The organism is Dactylosporangium sp. NPDC006015 (assembly GCF_040614215.1).
GTDB classification, from domain to species: Bacteria; Actinomycetota; Actinomycetes; order Mycobacteriales; family Micromonosporaceae; genus Dactylosporangium; species Dactylosporangium maewongense.
The window spans coordinates 165,608-190,061 of sequence record NZ_JBEXUD010000014.1 but is presented as its reverse complement, the minus strand read 5'-3'; the positions used below and the strand labels follow the sequence as shown (position 1 = coordinate 190,061).

Here is a 24,454-nt window from a genome sequence, read left to right as displayed (position 1 = left end):
CTGCCGAACCGGCCATGATCACCGGACAGGAGGTCGAGCCGCCCTCCCGGGCGACGCTCCTGGCCCGTTCGCCCGGGAGTAGATGCAGAGGATTGCCCGCCGGCGTCGGTACCTGTTTGCTGGTGTGGCCCGCAACAGGTGTGCGGGCGTGAAATGACGAAGCCTCCCATATTGGGAGGCTTCGTCGGCGGGCCCGCGCCAACGGGTGCTCCGCCTTGGCGTTCCGCGCGCCTATCCGGGTCATGGCAAGCGTGGGGAACTTCGGGCACCGTCTGCCCTGCCAACCATCATGACCCTAGGTTCCTTCCGGATACCTTCCGATTTCCTACCGGTGACTCTGTGCCATCTTGACAGACAGCCCTACTCTACTCCCGGATCTTGTGCAACGATTCCCAGGATGCATCGGTGCGACGCCAATAAGCAGCGATGATCGAAGTCCTATCCGGGTCAATAGAGTGAGGGAACGGCACGTCCCGCTGCTGCGGGGTCGCGTCGGCTTCCCGTGCGGAGAGGGGATCTGTGGAATCGTTGTCGTTCGCCAACGGTGGTCTGGGACGCCAGCCACCTAACCTTCCCGGGGCAGGTGCCGGTTCTGCCGACCGCGGTGGCTACGCAGGGTTCGTAGCGGTGCTGATGGTGCTCGGCGAGCTAGCGTTCACGTTTGCGGGCATTCGGTGGGCCGGCCTGGATGTGCCCGGTGCCCTCCGGGCGGCCACCGGTGCCACGGCCCTCGGCCTGACGGCTGTCTACGGAAGATCCGTCCTGCTGAGTATCGGCCGTTTCCTGAGGCAATGATACGCCCAGAACAGTTGCCCAACCGTCGTTGCTCGGGTGCCGGGGTTGATTCCGTCGTCCGATCTTGATCGCCATCGAGTGGCGCAGCTCGCCTTGGTTCGGATGAGCTACGCCACTCGATGGCCAGACTCCCTTAGGCTCATCGCCGGCGCTGGCCCCCTCGAAGCACCTGGAATGGCATTGCATCTGGGCGCTTCGAGAGATCTTCTGTAGGCGTGCCATAGCAGGTGTGGAGCACAGCATGAAGTACCGCATCCTCGGTGAGTTGTCCGTAGGCAGAGAAGGTCGCGATATGCCCCTGCCGGGTGGTACCCGGCTAGCAGTGCTCGGCACACTACTCGTCAATGCAAACCAGCCGGTTCGATCTGCAGAGCTGATGCGCGCCGCCTGGGGCGACATTCGCGTGGGAGATACCCAGCTGCACAAGGCGATTGCGGACCTGCGCAGACTGCTGAATGGCGCTGACCAGCGCAACGTTCTGCTGACGCACCCGCGTATCGGGTACGAGCTGCGGATCGAAGCCGACGACCTAGACAAGATCCTGTTTGAGCGGTTCATCCGTGAGGCGGGCGAAGCCGGCTCCATTGGTCGGCCCGAAGATGAGGTCGACCTGCTGCGCAAGGCGTTGCAGCTGTGGAGCGGGCCGCTTGCACTCCCTGGGATCACGGAAGGCCCGCTTCGAAGGTATGCCGCGGAGCTGGAGCAGCGGCGCAGACGGGCGGCGGCACGGCTGTTCGAGCTGGAACTCGCCGCAGGCCGGAGTGACCGGATCCTCGACGACGCCGCGACCATCGCCGGCTATTACCCGGATGACCAACGACTGTGCGAGCTGTCGATGATCGCTCTGTACCGCGGCGGGCACACCATGGAAGCGCTTAAAGTGTATGACCGGCATCGCACCGCCTTGGACGTGTCAATTGCCGCTGCGCCCGACCCCGTCGTACGCGAACTCGCGTATGCGATAGCAGGCCGAGACGAGTCCAAGGTCGCCCGCTATGCCGAGGCGCTCGTCTTGAAGTCGGTCGCAGCACGCGCCGCTCCGGCCGTCACCCCGCGGCAACTGCCGCCTGCCCCCGCCGACTTCGTCGGCCGAGACGCCCATCTCGACATGGCACACCGGCTGTTGACCCGCGAACCACAGGCCACCGTAACGGTGGCGGTCATTACCGGCCCGCCCGGGATCGGAAAGACCGCCCTTGCCATACGGGTAGGACATCTGGTCCGCGAGCACTATCCCGACGGTCAGCTCTACATAGATCTCGAAGGGACCACAAATCCGCCAGTCAGGACCGCAGAGGCGCTGGCGCAGTTGCTGCGGGCACTGGGGGTATCCGACTTGCCCGAGCACTTGGGCGAGCGGGCTGCGCTGTTCCGGAGCCTGGCCGCAGGGCGACGCCTGTTGTTTGTATTCGACGACTCGGCCGATGAGGAACAGGTTCGCGACCTGATTCCGGGGAGCCCGGAGTGCGGGGTGCTGATTACATCTCGTATACGCCTTCCGGGCTTGGAGTCCGCTCATCACCTGCCGCCCCTCGAGCCGCTCGACCAGGAGTCGGCCGTCGAACTGTACACGCGAGTGGTCGGCCGCTCTGGAGTAAACAGCCGGGCCGAGCCACAGGCCACGGCGCGGATCGTTGAGGTGTGCGCCGGATTGCCGCTTGCGCTAGGCCTGGCGGGTGCGTTGCGCGGGCAATACCAAGGCCATGGCGGTGCGCTGCTGGCTGATCGGCTAGCCGACCAACCGCTGCAAGGGTTGGAATATGGCGGCCGCAGCGTCGCACGCACCATCAACGCTGGGATCGAGCGACTCGACGAGCTGGCCAGGACGCTGTTTTTCGGGCTTGGCCTGACGCCCATGCCCGATGTGGGGCTCTGGACCGCCGCAGCGGTACTCGGTGACATGAGAGTGGATCCCACCGACAGCTTGTTGACGCTGGCAGCGTCGCATCTCCTCCAGCCCGCTGGGCTGGGCATGCGATACACCTTCCACAGCCTGATCCGCGAGTATGCCCATAGTCAGCTGGAAATTCGGTACCCAACCCAAAAAGAGCGCCTCAACGTGCAGCGGCGGGTATACACAGCGCTGCTGACCCTCGCTCGCCGAGCACATCGCGGCATCTGCATCGGTGATGCCGAAGAGCTGCACGGCGATGTCGCAGACTGGGCTGCGCCGCCTAGTGTCCTTAGCGAGCTTGACCAATCTCCGCTCGACTGGTTCGAAGTCGAACGGCCGAACCTCCGCGCTGCGGTCGTACACACTGCCGAACTCGGATTGACCGAATGGTGCTGGGATCTGGTGATCACTGCGCACGATTTCTACGCCGCCCGCGGGTATTTCGACGATTGGCTTTTTACAAGCCAGGTAGCGTTGGCAGCGTGCAGGAGAGCAGGTGACACGCGAGGTGAGACGGCGATACTCACAACCACGAGCCGGTCAGCGTTCCTAGCAACTGGCCAGATCAGTCCGACCGACAGGGAGGCATCTGTCAAGCCCCGGGTTTGGTGGAGAGTTAGTTAGCTGGTTTCCAGAGTTGCGGTGACCGGCTGGGTCATTGCGTGTAGTGCTTTGTAGTCGGCGGGTGGGACGTGCCCGAGTTCGCCGTGCAGCCGTCGGTTGTTATACCAGTCGATGTACTCGACGGTGGCCATCTCCAGGTCGTCCAGGTTGCGCCACGGCCCCTTGTTTCGGACGAGTTCGGCCTTGTACAGCGAGTTGAACGCCTCGGCCATCGCGTGTCGCAGGAGTCGCCCTTCGATCCGACCGAGGCGACCGCGCCAGCCTTGGCGAGCCGCTGACTGTAGCGAATCGCTCGATACTGGAGTGGTGCACGAGTCCGCCCAGGTCAGCGCCCTGATGCTGGCGGCGCCAGATCGCCATCTTCAACGCGTCCAATGCCAGATCGGTGTAGAGACTGGTGGACACCTGCCAACCGACGATCACGCGAGAGAACACGTCGAGGACGAACGCGGTGTACACCCAGCCCACGCTGGTACGCACGTAGGTCAGATCGGCAACCCGCAGCTGGTTCGTGCCTGCCGCGGTGAAATCTCCTTTGACCAGGTCAGCAGGCCGGTCGGTCTCGGTGGCCGGCCGGGTCTTGCGTGGTGGGTTGTCACGCCGCAGCCCGCGCAGCCCGACCGCACGCATCAGCCGCTCGACCGTGCACCGGGCCATCCGCACACCGCGCCGGTGCAGCTCGTGCCGGATCTTGCGGGCGCTGTAGACGCCGTAGTTCTCCGCGTGAATCTGCTTGATCAGCACGGTCAGTTCCTCGTCGCGCCGGGTACGGGCCGAGGCCGGACGGTTTTGGCGGCGTAGTAGGTGGACGGTGCGATCTGGTGCCGACGTGCCTTCGAGGGCCTGCAGGATCGGCTGGACACCGTGCTTTGCTTCTGGGAGCCGACGAACGCGACCTTCATCGCGACGGCAGGTCCAACTCGGCCGCGAAGGAAGACGCCGCGGACTTCAAGATCTGATTCGCCCGCCGCAGCTCACGCACCTCGCGCTCCAGCGCGGCGATCCGTTCCGCGTCGCTGCTGGTCGTGCCCGGCTGCTGCCCGGCGTCGGTCTCAGCCTGCTTCACCCACGTGCGCAACGCCTCCGGGTGAACCCCGACCTGATCCGCGATCCGCCGGATCGCCCGACCGCGGACGCCGGGTCCCGGCGAGCCTCGACCACCAACCGGGTCGCACGCTTGAACGGCGTTGAACCGCAGGTCGGAGGCTTGATCGAGGGTGACAACCTTCCGTGTCCGTTCCCTGAACACTTCTGGGATGTGGAAGAGCCCCGCAGGTCACGTCTGACCTCGGTGAGCCGTTCGGCGACGGTGAGTACTTCTGAGATGTGGAGGTCCCGTTCCCATAGGTGACTGCTCCTCGATCGTGGAGGTGCTCGTTGCTGTGGGCATGCGCCTGGGGGTTCGTGGTTGGAGCGTGCCGGGGCGGTGCGCGGTCCGGCTACTCGTTCGTGCGGGAAGGTTGTTCGCGGGTTCGCTTGTTTGATCGTCGTTGTTGGATGCCGTTTGTTGTTCGTGGGCGTCGTGGCGGTTGGGTGTGTCTGCCTGTTCGAGGGTTGTGCCGCAGGGTGCGCTGCCGGTTACGGTCAGCTTTTCCCGATGTGTTGGACGGTGGTGGCGTGGTGGGTTTGCTGTTGCGGGCGGTCGATGTGGTCGGTCGTTCCCGGTGGCGGTGGCTGCTGACCGACGAGCGTTCCGGCGCCGCGCTGGCCGATCACCCGGTCGATTTCGGTGCTCTTGCGGGTGATCGTGAGGCGGAGGCGTTTCGGGATTTGTATCGGTTCCTACGGTGGAATGCGGTGCCGGATCGGCGGGTGGAGTCGGAGGCGGCGTGGGTCGACCGTCTCGGTCAATGGATCGGTGAGCGGATTCTGGGCCGTTCGGTGGGTGCGGCGATTGCGGCGGCGGCGCCGGTGACGGTGCGGGTGCGGGTCCCGGATGCGGTGGGGTTTTTGTTGTATGCGCCGTTGGAGTTGGCGTATGTGGGTGGGGTGCCGTTGGCGCGTCGTGGTGATGTGAGCTTGGTCTTCGAGGTCGGTGAGCCGTCGGTTGCTGGCGCGAGGGTTCCGGGCGCGGCGGATGCGCCTGTGGCAGGCCCGTTGCGGATGTTGGCGGTGTTCAGTTTGCCGACGCGGAGTTCGGTGTTGGCGTTGCGGCGGGAGCGGTATGAGCTGGCCCGGCAGGTGCGTGCGCTGGCGGCCCGGTCGCGGCGGATGATCGCGTTGGAGGTGTTGCAGTACGGGGTGACCCGCCAGTCGCTCGGCGAGCGCATGGCGTTCGGGGGCGGCCCGGATGTGTTGCATCTGTCTGGGCATGGTGGCAGCGGTGTGGTGCTGTTGGAGGCTGAGGACGGCAGCGCGGACACGGTCGAGGCGACGGATCTGGTGCGGTTGTTGCGACCGGCGCGGGGCCGGTTGCGGTTGGCGGTGTTGTCGGCGTGTCAGTCGGCTGCGGCGACGACGGCGGAGACGCTGCGCTGGCTGCATCTGGACGAGGCCGCCGATACGGCGCAGGCGGCCGCCGACGCCGAACTGGCAGTTGCGGACGGGCCGGAGACGGTGACCGGTCTGGCCCGTCTGGTCGCCGACCAGGTGGGGTGCGCGGTGGTGGCGATGCGGTACCCGGTGGTCGACGACTTCGCCATCACATTGACCTCCGCGCTGTACGAGGGGTTGTTCAAGCTGGATCTGCCGGTGGATGTGGCGTTGCGTCGGGCGGTGCCGGTGGCGGCTGGGTCGCGGCCGTCTCCGGCGCGGCCGGCGGTGTCGATCGCCACCCCGACCCTGCTGGGCCCGGCGGCCGGGATTCTGCTGACCCCGCCGAGCGGACGGCCCCAGATCGATCCGGCCGAGGCGCGGATGGCTGCGTTTCCGCCGGAGCCGGAGCGATTCGTGGGCCGCACTGGGGTGATGATCCGGGCCAGCCGTGCTCTGGCTTCTGGTAGTGGGCTGGGTGGGGTGTTGTTGTATGGGATGGCTGGTGGGGGGAAGACGGCGTGTGCGTTGGAGTTGGCGTATCGGCATCAGGATCGTTTCGATCAGCCGGTGTGGTGGCAGGCGCCGTTGCGGGAGGAGGAGTGGCCTATCGCGTTGACCAGCCTCGCCCTGGCGTTGGAGGCCCAGCTCGGTGACCGGGGCTTCACCATGGTCGACAAGGTCGGCACAGCGGACGGGTTGCGGCGGTTCCTGCCCCGGCTGGCGGCGCTGCTGCGCGACAACGGTCTGCTCATCGTGTTGGACAACTTGGAGACGCTGCTGACTGCGGATGGTGGGTGGCGGGACCCGCGGTGGGCCGACCTGATCACCACTCTTGCCGGGCATGGTGGTGAGTCCCGGGTGGTGTTGACCAGCCGTACTCCGCCGGTTGGGTTGTCGGTGGGGGTGTTGGTGGAGGCGGTGCATGCGTTGTCGCGGGATGAGGGGGTGTTGCTGGCGCGGGAGTTGCCGAATCTGCGCCGGCTGTTGCACGCTGAACCCGGTCCCGAACGCACTGCGGTAGAGACGGATCGGGCGCGGGTGCGGCGGGTGCTGCACCTCGTGCAGGGCCACCCCAAGTTGTTGGAGTTGGCCGATCGGGCTGCAGCGGACCAGGTGACCCTGGCGCGGCATCTCGACGCCGTCGAGCGTGCCACCGCCAGCGGGCAGGATGGCAGTGGCCAGGCTTTGGCGGCGTTTTTCGCCGAGGGTGAGTCGGCTCTGGACGATGCCGGGTTCATGCAGGTGCTGGCCGGTTGGACCACCACTGCCATGTACACCCTGCCGGATGCGCCCCGGTTGCTGCTGCAGTTGCTGGCCGGCGCCGAGGACGAGGACCGGTTCTCGGTCGTGGCCGAGCCGGTCTGGCCTGGGCTGTGCTGGCGATTGGAGCTGGCCGATCCTGCGCCGGTCTTCGTCGGCACGCTGGCGCCGCTGCTGACCGCTGCTCTGGTGGAGCAGGTAACCATCAGGGACATCGACGGTGATGGTGACGGTGATGCGGTGTCGGTGCGGCGGTTCCGGTTGCATCCTGGGGTGGCCGAGACCGTCCGCGCGGCCACCCCAACCGGCGTGCGCACCGCCATCGACACCGAACTCGCCGCGTTCTGGACCGGCCTCATCCGGGCGCAGCAGGAGCAGCAGGGTGATGAGCTCACCCAGGCGGTGGTGCGGGCTGGGCTGTCCGCCGCACCCTACTTGCTCCGCCTCGCCGAATGGGGCAACGCCGCGTGGGCGGTCGATCAAGCCCTCGTGCGCGACGTCACGGCGGGGGTCGCCCAGGTCGCCGCCGCCCACCTGCGCCGCATCGCCGCCGCCACCGGCAAACCCGACGACCTGGCCACGCTGGGCCGTGCCGTCATGCGGGTGGACGTGGTGGAGGGTGAGCGGCTGCTGCGCACCGTCCTGGCCCAAGCCGTCGCAGCGGACGACCACCGGCTTGCCGCTGCTGTCGCCTGGGAGCTCGTGAACCTGTGCAGCGGTTCGGGGCGGCTGGGTGAGGCGCTCGACCTGGCTGACCAGGCCGCCGAGCACAGCCGCCAGGCCGGACTCGGCCGCTGGTCCCAACTGGCCGACAAGGGGCAACGGCTGCAAATCGTCTACCTGCTGGGCCAGCCGGAGCAGGTTCTGACCGAGGTCCGCCGACTCATCGCCGAGATGGACCAACTCCCGCCCCAACGCGGCGCCGACGACGCGATCGACCCGTTCGCCGTGCGGGAAGTGCTGCTCAACCTCGGCGTTCACGCCGCAAGCGCCCTGCGACATTGGCAGGAGGCGCTGGACCTCAACGCCGACACCGTCGCCAGCCTGCGGACGCGGGCCGCCGGCGAGCACGCCATCGCCCTCGCCAGGTTCGCCGAGTACGGACCGCTGATCCGCCTCGGACGCCTCGACGACGCCGAGGAACTGCTGCTGTCCTGCCAGCAGGTGTTCGAGCAGCACCAGGACATCCCCGGCCTGGCTACGGTCCTCAGCGCCCGCGCCGACCTGGCCGACAAGCGCGGCCACCGTGGCGAGGCGATCAGCCTGGAGCATGCCGCGCTCCGCCTCAAATACACCTACCCTGACCCGGACGCCGTCGCTGTTTCCCACCACAACCTGGCCAACTACCTGCGTTGGACCGGCGCCGACCCGGCCGGCCAACTCGCCCACCGCCTCGCCGCCGCCATCATCAGCCAGCTCACCGGACAAACCCACGAACTCACCAGGACCGTTCGGGCGCTCGCGAGAGAGCTGCGTGAACTACCCGACACAGCGGTGCCCGCGACGCTCGCCGACCTGACCGCCACGGTCGAACAGGTGGAAGGCGTGCGATTCGCCGACCTGATCGGCGTACTGGCCGGTGACCCGGACGCCGCCCAACACGCCCTTGACACTGTGCTCCACGCCGCCCACAACCTGCCCACCGACCAGGCCTACAACCTGCAACCACTCCTGGACCAGTGGGAGCCGGCGCTCGCTGCCCTGGTCGCCGCCGTCCACGGCGACCAGGACGCGGCCACCGCCCTCGACAAGACCCTCACCGACGCTGCCGCCAGTCAAGACTGGGCCGACCTCACCGCCGCGCTCCGGCGCATCCTCAACGGCGACCGCGACCCCGACACCCTGCTGACCGGCCTCGACCCGATCGACACCGCGATCGTCACCCGCGCCCTGGACGCCGTCACCGGCCGCATCACCCTCCACCCCGCCGAAACCCCGAACCCCGACCCGGCAACCCGAGAGCCGTGGCGCGCCATCATCGCCGCGGTCGTCGGCGCCGCCCACGGCGACCACACCGCCGCAGCCACCATCGACCCCGTCCTGGACGACTTGGCCAGCCGCGAGGAGTGGGCGGCGCTCGCCGCCGCACTGCGCCACATCATCGCCGGCCAACGCGACCCGAACACCCTCCAGACCGACCTGGATGCCACCGACACCGCCATCACCACCGCCGTCCTCACCCAACTCACCAACCCAACCAACCCAACCGACACCGACCAGCCCCGCCCATAAACCCTCAGACCACCATCGACTCCCGGCAGGACCGTGGAAAGACGCCGATGCCGGGGAACGCACGCTCCCCGCGTTGAGGACGTTGGTACTGGTGAAGACGGTGCCGCCGCTGCACTACGGGAGCACGTCACAATGACACAGCACCCACAAGCGATCACGCCGATCGCTGTGCTCCCCGAACCGGCCACCAGCACGGACCGTCTGATGGGTGCAACCAACGGGCGTCAACGGCGCTGAACGGTCGACAACGGTCGCCGACTGCACCCGGTTGACCTGCTGGAACGCTGTTTCGGCAGGTCAACCGGCCAGTCCGGGCAAAGTTGACACGGAGGTTGTCGCTCAACCGCGCCGAACAGCGCTCAACGGCGTTGAACGGCGTTGAACCGCAGGTCGAAGGTGTGATCGAGGGTGACAACCTTCCGTGTCCGTTCCCCGAACACTTCTTCGTTACGGAAGTCCGGTCTGAGTCGCGTCATCGAGTCGTGTGGGGCGACAACTTCCTACGTGACCGCGGCCCGCTCAGCGGTGTTCTCCGCATTGCAGGCGACGGGGTTGTGACGACTTCCGGGGTGTGGAAGAGCCCGGCAGGTCACCGCTGACCTCGGCGAACTGTTGGGCGACGGTGTGCGCTTTCGGGATGTGGAAGTCCCGCTCCCATGGGTGATCGCTTCTGGATGGTAAAAGTGCTCGCTGCGGTGCGTCCGTGACAGTCGTACGTGGTGGTTCGGTGTGTCGGTGTGATGTGCCGTTCGGGTGCCGGTTTGTACGCGGGTGTTCGCTGGGTTCGGTTGGTTGATCGTCGGTGTTGGATGTCGTGCGGTTGGGTGGTTCTGTCCGTTCGAGGGTTGATCGGCACGGTATTCCCCCGGTTACGGTCAGTCTTTCGGGCTGTCTCGGACGGGGGCGTGTGGTGGGTTTGCTGTTGCAGGCGGTCGAGGTTGTCAACCGTTCCAAGTGGCGGTGGCTGCTGACCGACGAGCGTTCCGGCGCCGCGCTGGCCGATCACACGGTCGACTTCGAGGCCCTCGCTGGTGACCGAGAAGTGGAGCCGTTCCGGGATCTGTATCGGTTCCTGCGGTGGAATGCGGTGCCGGATCGGCGGGTGGAGTCGGAGGCGGAGTGGGTCGACCGCCTCGGTCAGTGGATCGGGGATCGGGTTCTCGGCGAGGCGATCACCGCGGCGATCGCGGCGCGGGCGCCGGTGACGGTGCGGGTGCGGGTGCCGGATGCGGTGGGGTTTTTGTTGTATGCGCCGTTGGAGTTGGCGTATGTGGGTGGGGTGCCGTTGGCGCGTCGTGGTGATGTGAGCCTGGTCTTCGATATCGGTGAGCCGTCGGTTGCTGGCGCGACAGTTCCGGTTGCGGCGGATGTGCCAGTGGGTCGGTTGCGGATGTTGGCGGTGTTCAGTTTGCCGACGCAAAGTTCGGCGTTGGCGTTGCGGCGGGAACGGTATGAGCTGGCCCGGCAGGTGCATGCGCTGGCGGCCCGGTCGCGGCGGATGATCGAGTTGGAGGTGTTGCAGTACGGGGTCACCCGCCAATCGCTCGGTAAGCGCATGACGGCCGGGGGCGGTCCGGATGTGTTGCACCTGTCCGGGCATGGTGGCAGCGGGTTGATCCTGTTGGAGGCGGAGGACGGCAGCGCGGACACGGTCGAGGCTGCGGATCTGGTGGGGTTGTTGCGGCCGGCGCGGGGCCGGTTACGCCTGGCGGTCTTGTCAGCATGCCAGTCTGCCGCGGCCACGACAGCGGAGACGCTGCGGTGGCTGCATCTGGACGAGGCTGCTGACGCAGCGCAGGAGGTCGCTGACGCTGAACTGACCGCTGCCAAGGGGCCGGAGATGGTGACGGGTCTAGCCAGCCTGGTCGCTGACCAGGTGGGATGCGCGGTGGTAGCGATGCGCTACCCGGTGGTCGACGACTTCGCCATCGCGTTGACGTCGGCGTTGTACGAGGGGTTGTTCGAGCTGGATCTGCCGGTGGATGTGGCGTTGCGTCGGGCGGTGCCGGTGGCGGCTGGGTCGCGGCCGTCTGCGGCGCGGCCGGCGTTGTCGATCGCTACCCCGACGTTGCTCGGCCCTGCGGCTGGGATGGTGCTGACCCCGCCGAGCGGGCGCCCCCGGATGGACCCGGCGGAGGCGCGGATGGACGGGTTTCCGCCGGAGCCGGAGCGGTTCGTGGGCCGCGGCGGGGTGATGATCCGGGCCAGCCGTGCTCTGGCCTCCCGTAGCGGGCGGGGTGGGGTGCTGTTGCACGGTATGGCGGGGGGTGGGAAGACGGCGTGTGCGTTGGAGTTGGCGTATCGGCATCAGGATCGCTTCGATCAGCCGGTGTGGTGGCAGGCCCCCCAGCGGGAGGAGGAGTGGCCCACCGCGTTGACCAGCCTCGCCCTCGCACTGGAAGCCCAGCTCGGTGACCGGGGCTTCACCATGGTCGACAAGATCGGCGCAACGGACGGGCTGCGCCGGTTCCTGCCCCGGCTGCGTGCGCTGCTGCGCGACAACGGCCTGCTCATCGTGCTGGACAACCTGGAAACCCTGCTCACCGCTGATGGTGGGTGGCGGGACCCGCGCTGGGCCGACCTGATCACCACTCTTGTCGGGCATGGTGGTGAGTCGCGGGTGGTGTTGACCAGCCGCATCCTGCCGGCGGGGTTGTCGGTGGGTGTGTTGGTGGAAGCGGTGCATGCGTTGTCGCGGGATGAGGGGGTGTTGCTGGCGCGGGAGTTGCCGAATCTGCGGCGGCTGCTGCACGCCGAACCCGGCCCCGAACGCGCTACCGCGGTAGTGGAGACGGATCGGGCCCGGGTGCGGCGGGTCCTGCACCTCGTGCAGGGCCACCCAAAACTGCTGGAGTTGGCCGATCGGGCCGCAGCCGACGAGGCCACCCTGGCCCGGCATCTCGACGCCGTCGAACACGCCACCACCAGCGGGCAGGACGGCAGCGGGCAGGCCCTGACGGCGTTCTTCACCGAGGGTGAGTCCGCTCTGGATGATGCCGGGTTCATGCAGGTGCTGGCCGGCTGGACCACCACCGCAATGGACACTCTGCCTGACGCGCCCCGGTTGCTGCTGCAGCTACTGGCCGGCACCGAGGACGAGGACCGGTTCTCCGGCGTGGCCGAGCCGATCTGGCCCGAGCTCTGCCGGCGATTGGAGCTGACCGATCCGGCGCCGGTCCTCGCCGGCGCGCTGGCGCCGCTGCTGACCGCCGCCCTGGTAGAGCAGGAAACCATCGGAGACGCCGACGGTGACGCGGTGCCGCTGTGGCGGTTTCGGTTGCATCCTGGGGTGGCCGAGACCGTCCGCGCCGCCACCCCAACCAGCGTGCGCACCGCCATCGATACCGTGCTCGCCGCGTTCTGGATCAGCCTCATCCAGGCGCAGCGGCAGCAGGATGGTGAGCGCACCCAGATGGTGGTGCTGGCTGGGCTGTCCGCCGCCCCCTACCTGCTCCGCCTCACCGAATGGCACACCGCCGCGTGGGCGGTCGAGCAAGCCCTGGCGCGCGACGCCACGGCGGGGGTCGCCCAGGTCGCGGCCGCCCACCTGCGCCGCATCGCCGCCGCCACCGGCGATCCAAAGTACCTGGGCACGCTGGGCCGTGCTGTCACGGGGGTGGACGTGGTGGAGGGTGAGCGGTTGCTGCGCACCGCCCTGGACCGAGCCGTCGCAGCGGGCGACCACCGGCACGCCGCTGCTGTCGCCTGGGATCTCGTGATCCTGTGCATCGGTCTAGGACGGCTGCGTGAGGCGCTCGACCTGGCTGGCCAGGCCGCCGAGTACAGCCGCCAGGCCGGACGCGGCCGCTGGACCCAACTGGCCGACCAGGCACGCCGGCTGCAAATCGTCTACCTGCTGGGCCAGCCGGAGCAGGTCCTGACCGAGGTCCGCCGACTCATCGCCGGACTGGACCAACTCCCGCCCCAGCCAGGCGCCGACGACGCGGTTAACCCGTTCGACGTGCGGGAAATACTGCTCAACCTCGGCGTCCACGCCGCCACCACCCTGGGACAATGGCAGGAGGCGCTGGACTTCAACGCCGGCAACGTCGCCAGCCTGCGTGGCCGGGCTGCCGGCGAGCACGCCATCGCCTCCGCCAGGTTCATCGACTACGGCCCGCTGATCCGCCTCGGACGCCTCGAGGACGCCGAGCAACTGCTGCTGTCCTGCCAGCAGGTATTCGAACAGCACCACGACGTCCCCAACCTGGCCAAGACCCTCGGCGCCCGCGCCGGCCTGGCCGACGAGCGCGGCCACCTTGACGAGGCGATCGGCCTGGAGCATGCCGCGCTCCGCCTCACATACACCCACCCCGACGCCGCTGCCCTCGCCGTTTCCCATCACAACCTGGCCGGCCACCTGCGAGGGGCCGGCGTCGACCCGGCCGGCCAGCTCGCCCACCACCTCGCCGCCGCCGTCATCAGCCAGCTCACCGGACAGACCCACCAGCTCACCGACGCCGTTCGGACACTCGCGAGACAGCTACGCGAACTACCCGACACAGCGGTGCCCGCGACGCTCGCCGACCTGACCGCCACCGTCGAACAGGTGGAAGGTGTGCGATTCGCCGACCTAGTCACCGCGTTAGCCGGCGACCCGGACACCGCCCAACACGCCCTCCACACCGTGCTACACACCGCCGACAACCTGCCCACCGACCAGATCTCCAACCTGTAACCACCCTGGACCGGTGGGAGCCGACGCTCGCTGTCCTGGTCGCCGCTGTTCATGGCGACCAGGCCGCCGCTGCCGCCCTCGACGAACTCCTCACCGACACGGCCGGCAGTCAGGACTGGACCGACCTCCACCCGATCAACACCGCAATCGTCACCCGCGCCCTGGACGCCGTCACCGGCCGCATCACCCTCCAACCCCTCGAAACCCCAAACCCAAACCCTGACCCGGTAACCCGAGAGTCGTGGCCCGCCATCATCGCCGCGGTCGTCGCCGCCGCACACGGCGACCACACCGCCGCAACCAATATCGACCCTGTCCTGGACGACCTCGCCAGCCGTGACGGGTGGGCGACGCTCGCCGCCACCCTGCGGCACATCATCGCCGGGCAACGCAACCGACACACCCTCCAAACCGGGCTGGACCCCACCGACACCGCCATCACCACCGCCGTCCTCACCCAACTCACCAACCCAACCAACCCGACCGACACCGACCAGCCCCGCCCATAACCCTCCGACCACCACCGACCTCCGGCAGGACCATGGAAAGACGCCGATGCCGGGGAGCGCACGCTCCCCGCGTTGAGGCGTTTGTTCTGGTGAAGACGGTGCCGCCGCTGCAACACGGGAGCACGTCACAATGACACGGCACCCACAGGCGATCACGCCGGTCGCTGTGCTCCCCGAACCGTCCACCGGCACGGACCGTCTGGTGGGTGCAACCAACGGGTATCAACGGCGCCGAACGGTCGGCAACGGTCGCCTGCTGCACCCGGTTGGCCTGCCGAAACGCCGTTTCGGCAGGCCAACCGGCCAGCCCGGGCAAAGTTGACACGGAGGTTGTCGCCGAACAGCGCTCAACAGCGTTCAACGGCGTCAAAGTGCAGGTCGGAGACGTGATCGAGGATGACAACCTTCCGTGCCTGTTCCCTGAACACTTCTCTGTTACGGAAGTCCGGTCGGAGTCGCATGATCGAGTCGTGTGGGGCGACAACTTCCTACGTGACCGCGACGCGTCCGGCGGTGTTCTCCGCATCGAGGGTTCACCCGCATCGACCCGCATCTAGGTCGGGCGTGGGGATCGGTGCTGGAAGTCGACCTCAATGGCTGATGCTTGGCGGCCGACGGTCCGAGAGCGTCGGCGTGCCCGGATGGGTAGCCTACGTTCAGTAACGATCATGTCGACGCAGGAGGATCGTCTGGTGTCGCTGACGCTGACCGCCGTTGACGTGGTGGGGCCGACCCGGTGGCGGTGGCTGCTCACCGACGAGGCCGGTGCGGCGCTCGCCGACCATCAGGTCGACCTCGACCGGGACTCCGCCGAGTATGCGGCGTTGCGAGACATGGTGGCGTTCCTGCAGCGAGACGACCAGGAGCGCACAGCGGCCGATCTTGCCGCGTGGATCGGCCGGGCGGTGTTCGGGGCGACGATCGGCGCGCGGCTCCGCGACGTCGTCGTTATCGTGCCGGTCTCGCCGGAGACGGCCTTCCTGCCGGCGTATCCGCTGGAAATGGCCACAGTGGACGGTAGATCGTTGGCCGAGCGTCGTGTGACGCTGGTCTACGGCCTGGGCTCGGCTGGACCGAAGCAGCCGGTCGGCGCGTCGCTGCGGATTCTCGCGCTGTACTCGATGCCGACCCGGCAGTTGCCGCTGGCATTGCGCCGGGAGCGCTATGAGTTGACGCGGACCCTACAGCGGCTGGCGTCGAGTTCACGGCGGGCGATCGAGCTGCGGATCCTGCAGTACGGGGTCACCCGCGAACGGTTACGGGACATCGTCGAGGAGGCGCCAGGCTGGGACGTGTTGCACGTCAGTGCCCACGGTCTGCTCGGCACACTGCTGCTGGAACTGCCCGACGGCGGCTCCGACGAGGTGTCCACCGAGGACATGATCGAGCTGCTCGCCCCGACCCGTCCGTCGCTCAAGCTGGTGAACCTCTCAGTGTGTCATTCCGGCGCCGACACCGCGGCGGAGGTCTTGCGGCGTACCGGCCTGCCCGAGGCCGACGAGGCCCGGCAGGTCGCCGACGCGGAGCGGGCCGCGACGGCTGCGCACCCGCCGACGATCGGGCTCGCGCAAGGCCTTGCCACCGAGCTCGACACCGTGGTGCTCGCCATGCGGTACGCGGTCGCGGACCGGTTCGCGGCAGAGCTCAGCGCCCAGTTGTATCCGCAGCTGTTCGCCAACCATCAGCCGGTGGCCCGTGCCGTTGCCCTCGCCCTGCCAACGGCGCTGCGGAACGCTCCGGTGGCGGCGTCCTCGGCCGCGGTACCGGTGCTGTTCGGTGCGGCGGCCGACCGGCTGGTCCTCGCCCCACCGAAGGGTGTCATCACCCTCGACCCGTACGCGGAACGGATGGCGTGGTTCGAGCCGGAGCCGCGAACGTTCGTCGGCCGCACCGCCGCCCTGGCCTCCGCGAGCGCGGCGCTGCGCCCGGACAGCGGCCGCAACGGCGTGTTGTTCCTGGGCCGCCACGGTATCGGCACCACCTCGTGCGCGTTGGAGCTGGCTTACCGGCACAAGGACTTGATGGAAGGGCTCGCCTGGTGGCGGGCACCCCGCGACGGTGACCTGCGGGACTCGCTCAAAAGTCTGGCGGACGCCTGGCAGGTGCAGCTCGATCTGCCATTCGCGGACGCCCTGGCCGGTGAGGCAGCCCTGGTCGCGTTCCTGCCGCGGCTGCGTGCGCTGCTGCAGCAGCGGTCATTGCTGCTGGTGCTCGACGACGTGGACGCGCTGCTGACCTCGGCCGGGACCTGGCGGGACCCGTGGTGGAGCAGGCTGTTCCCGGTCCTCACCGCCCACGGCGGTGACTCGCGGGTGATCCTCACCGGCAGCCTGGCACCTGCGGATCTGGACACCGGCCGGGTGCAGGTGCAGCCGGTACCACCGATGAACATGCTGGAGCGAGTCCAGGCGTTCGCCGAACGCGACGCACTCAACCGGCTGCTGCCCGCCGTCGCGGGGCCCGCCCGGTCCGGTACCGGTGGCGGCGACCCGACCGGGGACGGTGAGCCGCTACGGCGCCTGCTGACGTTGACCGGCGGCTACCCGGCCCTGATCGACGTCGCCGAGGAGGTCGTCGCGCAGCTGCCGGCGCCACCCGGGGACGCGACGGACGCCATCGACGCCGAAGCCCATCTGCGGTTACTGACGGCGCTGGAGCGCGGGGCAGACCGGAATGCGCTCATCGCCGGTCTGCGCGACGCGCTCGCCGACCATGGGGAGGCGCTGTGAACACCCTCGTGGAGACCGTCGCGCGGTGCGTCCGGCACCCCAACGACACTGCGGCGCCCGCACTGTGCGGGTACTGCTGACCGACCTTACGGGCCGTTCAATGTGGAGGAGCTGTCGCCGGCATTCGCTCGGCGTGTCGACGGTGAGCGCGGCGACACGCTGCTTGCTGGCCTCGACGCAGACGCGGCCGCGTTCGTCGCCGAGATCCTCGCCGAGATCTTTGCCGACCTGGGGTGACCGCTCAGGCGTCGCCGGGGGTGAAGCTCCAGTAGGTGAGGCCACTGGGGTGGCTCATCGCGGTGAGGCCGAACCGGGCGGCGGGTGCCAGGCCATTGCGGATCACGTAGAACATGTCGGCGAGCACCGACCGGCGGTCGCCGTAGTACGAGTGGCCCATGAGGCCGGTGTCCAGCTCGCTGGCGTCGATCGTGTCCACGCCGGGGACCACCACGATGTCCGGACCCGACTGCCCGGCCCTCGGATGCGTGGCCCACTGCTCCGAGGCTCGCAGCGCGAGATCGTTGGACGAGGCATAGAGGGTACAGCCGGCGGCGTTGCCCGTGAACTTCCCGGCCAGCTGGGTGAAGACGGCCGCATCGATGTCAGGCGCGGCGAAGACCACCTGGCCGAGCTGCGGGCTGTCGGTCGCGTCGAGGTCGACCAGGCCCGCGAGGAGCACCCGGTTGCCCATGCTGTGGGCGACGGCGTGCACCCGCCGCGCACCCAGCTCGGTCATGGCGAGCCGCAGGAACTCTGCGAAGTGCGGAGCGGTCCACGTTACGTTGTTCTCGTCCGCACCGTATCCGAGGACGGACGCCTTCGACGGCCAGCTGTACAGCATCGGCACGCCCTCGAAGTGCAGGTCGTAGGCGACCTGCGCGGCCCGCCGGACGGCGTCGGTGAAGGTGACGTTGTAACCGTGCACGAAGATCAGCACGTCGGGTGTTGCCGTGCCCGCGACCGCCGCCCGGACCCGTTCGACGAACGGCGCCCGCTGCGCCGGCTCGACGGCCAGCACCGTCACGAACCGGCCGGGGTCCTTACGGAACCGCAGTCGCCACAGGCCCGGCTTCTCCAGCGCACCCATGCGGTGGTCGTCCGGGATGCTGACATTGGCGACACCGAACACGAGGCCAGTGCCGCGCTCGCCGCCGAACCGGTCGCCCGGGTCCGCCTTGCCGGTCGGTCGCCGATCCGTCGCGTAGCAGACAGGCACGTCCAGGTATCGGTCCTGCTTGACCGCACCCGGGAGCAACGGCGGACGCGCCCCGCGGGTGACATCGTGGATCATCGCGGCGAGCTCCTGCATAAGCAGGGTCTCCGCAGCCGGGTACGACGTGAAGGCGGCGAACACGCTGGCCTGTGCCCGCGTCACGGCATCAGCGTCACCGCCGTCGAGTGCGGCATCGACCTCGCGCAGCGCCGGCAGCACAGCCGCCTCGAACCCGTCCACGTCGGTATCGGCGAGACGGACGAGATCGGGCCACAGCCGCGCGAGGGTGTCGACCAGCAGCAGGGCCTCTTGGGTAGCGTCCACCGTGTCACTGAAGCGCATGCCCGGCACCGCTGTCGATCCCCCCAGCACTCGAACCGGGGACGCCATTCCGGCCGACTTCCTACCTCGACAGGGACCCACGTGACTTCCTCCATGGGAACCAGGCCCTGGCGTGCCAGCGTTCGCCCATAACCCTCAGTCCACCACCGACCCCCGGCAGAACCGTCGAAAGACATCGATGCCAGGGAACGTACGCTCCCCACGTTGAAGACCTTGTTCGGCGGCGGTGAGTGCTTCAGGAATGTGGAAGTGCTCGCCGCGGTGGGTGCGCGTTTTTCGTGCGTGGTGGTGCGGTGTGCCGTTCGGGTGCTGGTTCGTCCGCAGTGTTCGCGGGATTGGGGTGGTTGATCGTCGTTGTTGGATGTCATGCGGTTGGGTGGTTCTGTCCGTTCGAGGGTTGAACCGTAGGGTGCGCTGCCGGTTACGGTCAGTCTTTTCCGATGTGTTTGGACGGCGGTGGCGTGGTGGGTTTGCTGTTGCGGGCGGTCGATGTGGTCGGTCGTTCCCGATGGCGGTGGCTGCTGACCGACGAACGGACCGGTGCCGCGCTGGCCGATCACCCGGTCGACTTCGACGCCCTCACTGATGACCGGGAGGCGGAGGCGTTCCGGGATCTGTATCGGTTCCTGCGGTGGAATGCGGTGCCGGATCGGCGGGTGGAGTCGGAGTCGGCGTGGGTCGACCGCCTCGGTCAATGGATCGGTGAGCGGGTTCTGGGCGGGTCGGTGGGTTCCGCAATCGCGGCGGCGGCGCCGGTGACGGTGCTGGTGCAGATCCCCGACGCGGTGGGGTTCTTGGTGTACGCGCCGTTGGAGTTGGCGCACGTGGGTGGGGTGCCGTTGGCCCGTCGTGGTGATGTGAGCCTGGTCTTCGAGGCTCGTGAGTCGTCGGCTGCTGGGGCGACGGTTCCGGGTGCGACGGATGCGCCTGTGGTGGGTCGGTTGCGGATGTTGGCGGTGTTCAGTTTGCCGACGCAGAGTTCGGCGTTGGCGTTGCGACGGGAGCGGTACGAGCTGACCAGGCAGGTCCGTGCGCTGGCGGCGCGTGAGCGGCGGGTGATCGAGTTGGAGGTGTTGCAGTACGGGGTGACCCGCCAGTTGCTTGAAGAGCGGATGGCGTTCGACGGTGGCCCGGATGTGTTGCATCTGTCCGGGCATGGTGGCAGCGGGGTGATCCTGCTGGAGGCCGAAGACGGCAGTGCGGATGCGGTCGAGGCCGGGGAGTTGGTGGGGTTGTTGCGGCCGGCGCGGGGTCGGTTGCGGTTGGCGGTGTTGTCGGCGTGTCAGTCGGCTGCGGCGACGACGGCGGAGACGTTGCGGTGGCTGCGGTTGGATGAGGCCGCGGACGCGGCGCAGGAGGCTGCTGATGCCGAGCTGAGCGCTGCCGGTGAGCCGGAGGCGGTGACTGGTCTGGCCCGCTTGGTCGCCGATCGGGTGGGGTGTGCGGTGGTAGCGATGCGGTATCCGGTGGTCGACGACTTCGCGATCGCGTTGACCTCGGCGTTGTACAAGGGACTCTTCGAGCTGAACCTGCCGGTGGATGCCGCGTTGCGTCGGGCGCTGCCCGCGGCGGCTGGGAAGCGGCCGTCGCCATCGCGGCCGGCGTTGTCGATCGCCACCCCGACGTTGCTGGGCCCGGCTGCTGGAATGGTGCTGACCCCGCCGCGCGGGAGGCTACCGATCGATCCGGCGGAGGCGCGGATGGCTGCCTTCCTGCCCGAGCCGGAGCGGTTTGTGGGCCGTACGGCGGTGATGGCCCGAGCCAGCCGTGCTCTGGTTTCTGGTAGTGGGTGGGGTGGGGTGTTGTTGTGTGGGATGGCGGGTGGTGGGAAGACGGCGTGTGCGTTGGAGTTGGCGTATCGGCATCAGGATCGGTTCGATCAGCCGGTGTGGTGGCAGGCGCCCCTGCGGGAGGAGGAGTGGCCGACTGCGTTGACCAGCCTCGCCCTGGCACTGGAGGCCCAGCTCGGCGACCGGGGCTTCACCATGGTCGACAAGATCAGCACAGCGGACGGGCTGCGCCGTTTCCTGCCTCGGCTGCGTGCGCTGCTGCGCGATAACGGTCTGCTGATCGTGTTGGACAATCTGGAGACCCTGTTCACCGTTGACGGTGGGTGGCGGGATCCGCGCTGGGCTGACCTGGTCGCCGCCCTGGTCGGGCATGGTGGCGAGTCCCGGGTGGTCCTCACCAGCCGCACCCCACCGACCGGGTTGCCCCCGGGGGTGTTGGTGGAGGCGGTACACGCCCTGTCGCGGGACGAGGGGGTTCTACTGGCCCGGGAGTTGCCGAATCTGCGGCGGCTGTTGCACGCTGAACCCGGACCGGAACGCACCGCCGCGGTGGAGGAGGATCGGGCGCGGGTGCGGCGGGTACTGCACCTCGTGCAAGGCCACCCGAAGCTTCTGGAGTTGGCCGATCGGGCCGCGGCGGACGAGGTGACCCTGGCCCGGCATCTCGACGCTGTCGAACGCGCCGCCACCAGCGGGCAGGCCGGCAGCGGCCAGGCCCTGACAGCGTTTTTCGCCGAGGGTGAGTCGGCGCTGGACGATGCCGGGTTCATGCAGGTGCTGGCCGGTTGGACCACCACCGCCATGGACACATTGCTTGACGCGTCCCGGTTGCTGCTGCAGCTGTTGGCCGGCGCCGAGGACGAGGACCGGCTCTCGGGCGTGGCCGAGCGGGTCTGGCCCGCGCTGTGCCGGCGGTTGGAGCTGGCCGATCCTGCGCCGGTCTTCGCCGGCACGCTGGCGCCGTTGCTGACCGCCGCCCTGGTAGAACAGGAAACCATCGAAGACGCCGAGGCCAGCGGTGACGCGGTGTCGTTGCGGCGGTTCCGGTTGCATCCTGGGGTGGCCGAGGCGGTCCGCGCGGCCACCCCGACCGGCGTGCGCACCGCCATCGACACCGAACTCGCCGCGTTCTGGATCGGCCTCATGCGGGCGCAGCAGCGGCGGCGGCAGGGTGGTGAGCACACCCAGATGGTGGTGCTGGCTGGGCTGTCCGCCGCCCCCTACCTGCTCCGCCTCACCGAATGGCACACCGCCGCCTCGGCGGTCGAGCAAGCCCTGGCGCGCGACGCCACGGCGGGGGTCGCCCAGATCGCGGCCGCCCACCTGCGCCGCATCGCCGCCGCCACCGGCGAACCGAAGGCCCTGGCCGTCCTGGGCTATGCCGTCATGCGGGTAGACGTGGTGGAGGGTGAACGGCTGCTGCGCACAGCCCTGGCCCAAGCTGTCGCAGCGGGCGACCACCGGCTCGCCACTGTTGCCGTCACAGACCTCGTCAACCTGTGTCGCGATTCGGGGCGGCTGCGTGAGGCGCTCGACTTGGCCGACCAAGCCGCCGAGCACAGCCGCCAGGCCGGACTCGGCCGCTGGACCCAACTGGCCGACCAGACGCGTCGGCTGGAAATCGTCCGCATGCTGGGCCAGCCGGAGCAGGTCCTGACCGAGGTCCGCCAACTCATCGCCGAGATGGACCAACTCCCGCCACAGCGCGACGCCGACGACGCGGTTGACCCGTTCGCCGTGCGGGAAGGGCTGCTCAACCTCGGCGTGCACGCCGCGCGGGCCCTGGAACACTGGCAGGAGGCGCTGGACTTCAACGCCGGCAACGTCGCCAGCCTGCGTGCCCGGGCCGCCGGTGAGCACGCCGTCGCCTTCGCCGGGTTCGCCGATTACCTTCCGCTGATCCGCCTCGGACGCCTCGACGACGCCGAGGAACTCCTGCGGTCCTGCCAGCAGGTGTTCGAACAGCACCAGGACATCCCCAGCCTGGCCAGGACCCTCGGCGGCCGCGCCGACCTGGCTGACAATCGCGGCCACCGTGACGAGGCGATCGACCTGACACACGCCGCGCTCCGCCTCACCTACACCCACCCCGACCCGGATGACATCGCCGTCTCTCATCACAACCTGGCCCTCTACCTGAGCCAGGCCGGCGCCGACCCGGCCAGCCAACTCGCCCACCGCCTCGCCGCCGCCATCATTAGACAACTCACCGGACAAACCCACGAACTCATCGACACCGTTCGGGCACTCGCGGGACAGCTGCGTGAACTGCCGGACACAATGGTGCCCGCAACGCTCGCCGACCTGACTGCCACGGTCGAACAGGTGGAGGGTGTCCGGTTCGCCGACCTGATCGGTGCGCTGGCCGGCGACCCGGACACCGCCCAACACACCCTCAACACCGTCCTCCACGCCGCCCACAACCTGCCCACCGACCAGGTCTATAACCTGCAAGCGCACCTGGACGAGTGGGAGCCGAGGCTCGCCGTCCTGGTTGCCGCCGTCCACGGCGACCAGGCCGCGGCCGCCGCCCTCGCCGAACTCCTCACCGAGGCTGCCGGCAGTCAAGACTGGGCCGACCTCGCCGCCGTGCTCCGGCGCATCCTCAACGGCGACCGAGACCCCGACACCCTGCTGGCCGGCCTCGACCCGATCGACACCGCGATCGTCACGCGCGCCCTGGATGTCGTCACCGGCCGCATCACCCTCCAACCCCTCCAACCGGCCGAAACCCCGAACCCCGACCCGGCAACCCGAGAGCCGTGGCCCGCCATCATCGCCGCGGTCGTCGCCGCCGCAAACGGCAACACCACCGCCGCAACCAACATCAACCCCGTCCTGGACAACCTGGCCAGCCGCGACGAGTGGGCGGCGCTCGCCGCCGCACTGCGCCACATCATCGCCGGGCAACGCGACCCGAACACCCTCCAAACCGGGCTGGACCCCACCGACACCGCCATCACCACCGCCGTTCTCACCCAACTCACCAACCCAACCGACCTGACCGACACCGACCAGCCCCGCCCATAACCCTCAAACCAGCATCGACCCCCGGCAGGACCGCGGAAAGACACCGATGCCGGGGGAGCGCACGCTCCCCGCGTTGAAGACGTTTGCCCTGGTGAAGACGGCGCCGCCGCTGCACTACGGGAGCACCACACAACGACACGGCACCCACAAACGATCACGGCGATCGCTGTGCTCCCCGAACCGGCCACCAGCACGGACCATCGGGCGGGTGCAACCAACGGGCGCCAACAGCGCCGAACGGTCGACAACGGTCGCCTACTGCACCCGGTTGACCTGCCGGAACACCGTTTCGGCAGGTCAACCGACCAACCCGGGCAAAATTGACACGGAGGTTGTCGCTCAACCGCGCCGAACAGCGCTCAACGACGCTCAACGGCGTTGAACCGCAGGTCGGAGGCGTGGTCGAGGGTGACAACCTTCCGTGTCCGTTCCCCGGGCGCTTCTCCGCTACGGAAGTCCGGTCGGAGTCGCATGATCGAATCGTGTGGGGCGACAACTTCCTACGCGACGTGGCCAGCCCGGCGGTGTTCTCCGCACCGCCGGGCATGGAGTCGTGCCGACTTCCGGAGTGTGGAAGAGCCCGGCAGGTCGCCTCTGACCTCGGTGAACTGTTCGGTGACGGTGAGCGCTTCCGGGATGTGGAAGTCCCGCTCCCACGAGTGACCGCTTCCGGGCGGTGGAAGTACCGCTCCCATAGGTGACCGCTTCTGGACGGTGGAAGCGCTCGTTGTGGTGGGTGCGCGATGCTCGTGCGTTGTGTCGTCCGGGTACTCGTTTCGCGTGGGGTGTTCGCACGATTCGGAGGGTTGATCGTCGTTGTTGGATATCGTTCGTTGTTCGTGGGTGTCGTGGCGATGGGGTGTGTCTGCCCGTTCGGGGGTTG

The 24,454-nt window shown here is 68.5% G+C and carries 11 protein-coding genes; 7 read left to right on the top strand and 4 right to left on the bottom strand.

Annotation, left to right across the window (positions count from 1 at the left end; all coding sequences use genetic code 11):
* Positions 1–1,036 precede the first annotated feature (1,036 nt).
* Positions 1,037–3,313, top strand: a complete 2,277-nt coding sequence (locus ABZ321_RS25850; protein WP_354895492.1) for a BTAD domain-containing putative transcriptional regulator — start codon at positions 1,037–1,039, stop codon at positions 3,311–3,313.
* On the opposite strand, the gene ABZ321_RS25845 is transcribed toward ABZ321_RS25850, so the two are convergent.
* From ABZ321_RS25845 to ABZ321_RS25835, 3 genes are all read right to left on the bottom strand, one after another.
* Entirely contained in the window at positions 3,310–3,504 is a 195-nt protein-coding gene (locus tag ABZ321_RS25845; RefSeq protein ID WP_354895594.1) for an IS3 family transposase, read from the bottom strand. The two genes, ABZ321_RS25850 and ABZ321_RS25845, sit on opposite strands and share 4 nt — an antisense overlap.
* Entirely contained in the window at positions 3,413–4,063 is a 651-nt protein-coding gene (locus ABZ321_RS25840; RefSeq protein WP_354895592.1) for an IS3 family transposase, read from the bottom strand. Before ABZ321_RS25840 ends, ABZ321_RS25845 begins: the two co-directional genes overlap by 92 nt.
* Positions 4,064–4,211: 148 nt before the next feature.
* The gene (locus ABZ321_RS25835; RefSeq protein WP_354895489.1) at positions 4,212–4,562 is read right to left on the bottom strand and encodes a transposase; all 351 of its coding nucleotides are present in this window, start codon (positions 4,560–4,562) and stop codon (positions 4,212–4,214) included.
* 368 nt (positions 4,563–4,930) lie between these two features.
* Here ABZ321_RS25835 and ABZ321_RS25830 point away from each other — a divergent pair, with 368 nt between their 5' ends.
* From ABZ321_RS25830 to ABZ321_RS25810, 5 genes are all read left to right on the top strand, one after another.
* Positions 4,931–9,280, top strand: a complete 4,350-nt coding sequence (locus tag ABZ321_RS25830; protein WP_354895486.1) for a hypothetical protein — start codon at positions 4,931–4,933, stop codon at positions 9,278–9,280.
* A gap of 910 nt (positions 9,281–10,190) precedes the next feature.
* Complete coding sequence (locus tag ABZ321_RS25825) at positions 10,191–13,958, top strand: AAA family ATPase (protein ID WP_354895483.1); 3,768 nt, start codon at positions 10,191–10,193, stop codon at positions 13,956–13,958.
* A gap of 715 nt (positions 13,959–14,673) precedes the next feature.
* The gene (locus tag ABZ321_RS25820; protein WP_354895480.1) at positions 14,674–15,024 is read left to right on the top strand and encodes a hypothetical protein; all 351 of its coding nucleotides are present in this window, start codon (positions 14,674–14,676) and stop codon (positions 15,022–15,024) included.
* Positions 15,025–15,135: 111 nt separating this feature from the next.
* Positions 15,136–17,196 carry a CHAT domain-containing protein gene (locus ABZ321_RS25815; protein WP_354895477.1) on the top strand — a complete coding sequence of 687 codons (2,061 nt, stop codon included), beginning with the start codon at positions 15,136–15,138 and terminating at the stop codon, positions 17,194–17,196.
* 102 nt (positions 17,197–17,298) lie between these two features.
* Positions 17,299–17,433 (top strand): hypothetical protein, encoded by a 135-nt coding sequence (locus ABZ321_RS25810; protein WP_354895474.1) that lies wholly within the window; start codon positions 17,299–17,301, stop codon positions 17,431–17,433.
* Between the two features lie 4 nt (positions 17,434–17,437).
* Here the strand turns inward: ABZ321_RS25810 and ABZ321_RS25805 are convergent, their stop codons facing one another.
* Entirely contained in the window at positions 17,438–18,733 is a 1,296-nt protein-coding gene (locus tag ABZ321_RS25805) for an alpha/beta hydrolase (protein ID WP_354895471.1), read from the bottom strand.
* 482 nt (positions 18,734–19,215) lie between these two features.
* On the opposite strand from ABZ321_RS25805, the gene ABZ321_RS25800 reads away from it, so the two are divergent.
* The gene (locus ABZ321_RS25800; protein ID WP_354895468.1) at positions 19,216–23,571 is read left to right on the top strand and encodes a hypothetical protein; all 4,356 of its coding nucleotides are present in this window, start codon (positions 19,216–19,218) and stop codon (positions 23,569–23,571) included.
* The last annotated feature ends 883 nt before the right edge of the window (positions 23,572–24,454 follow it).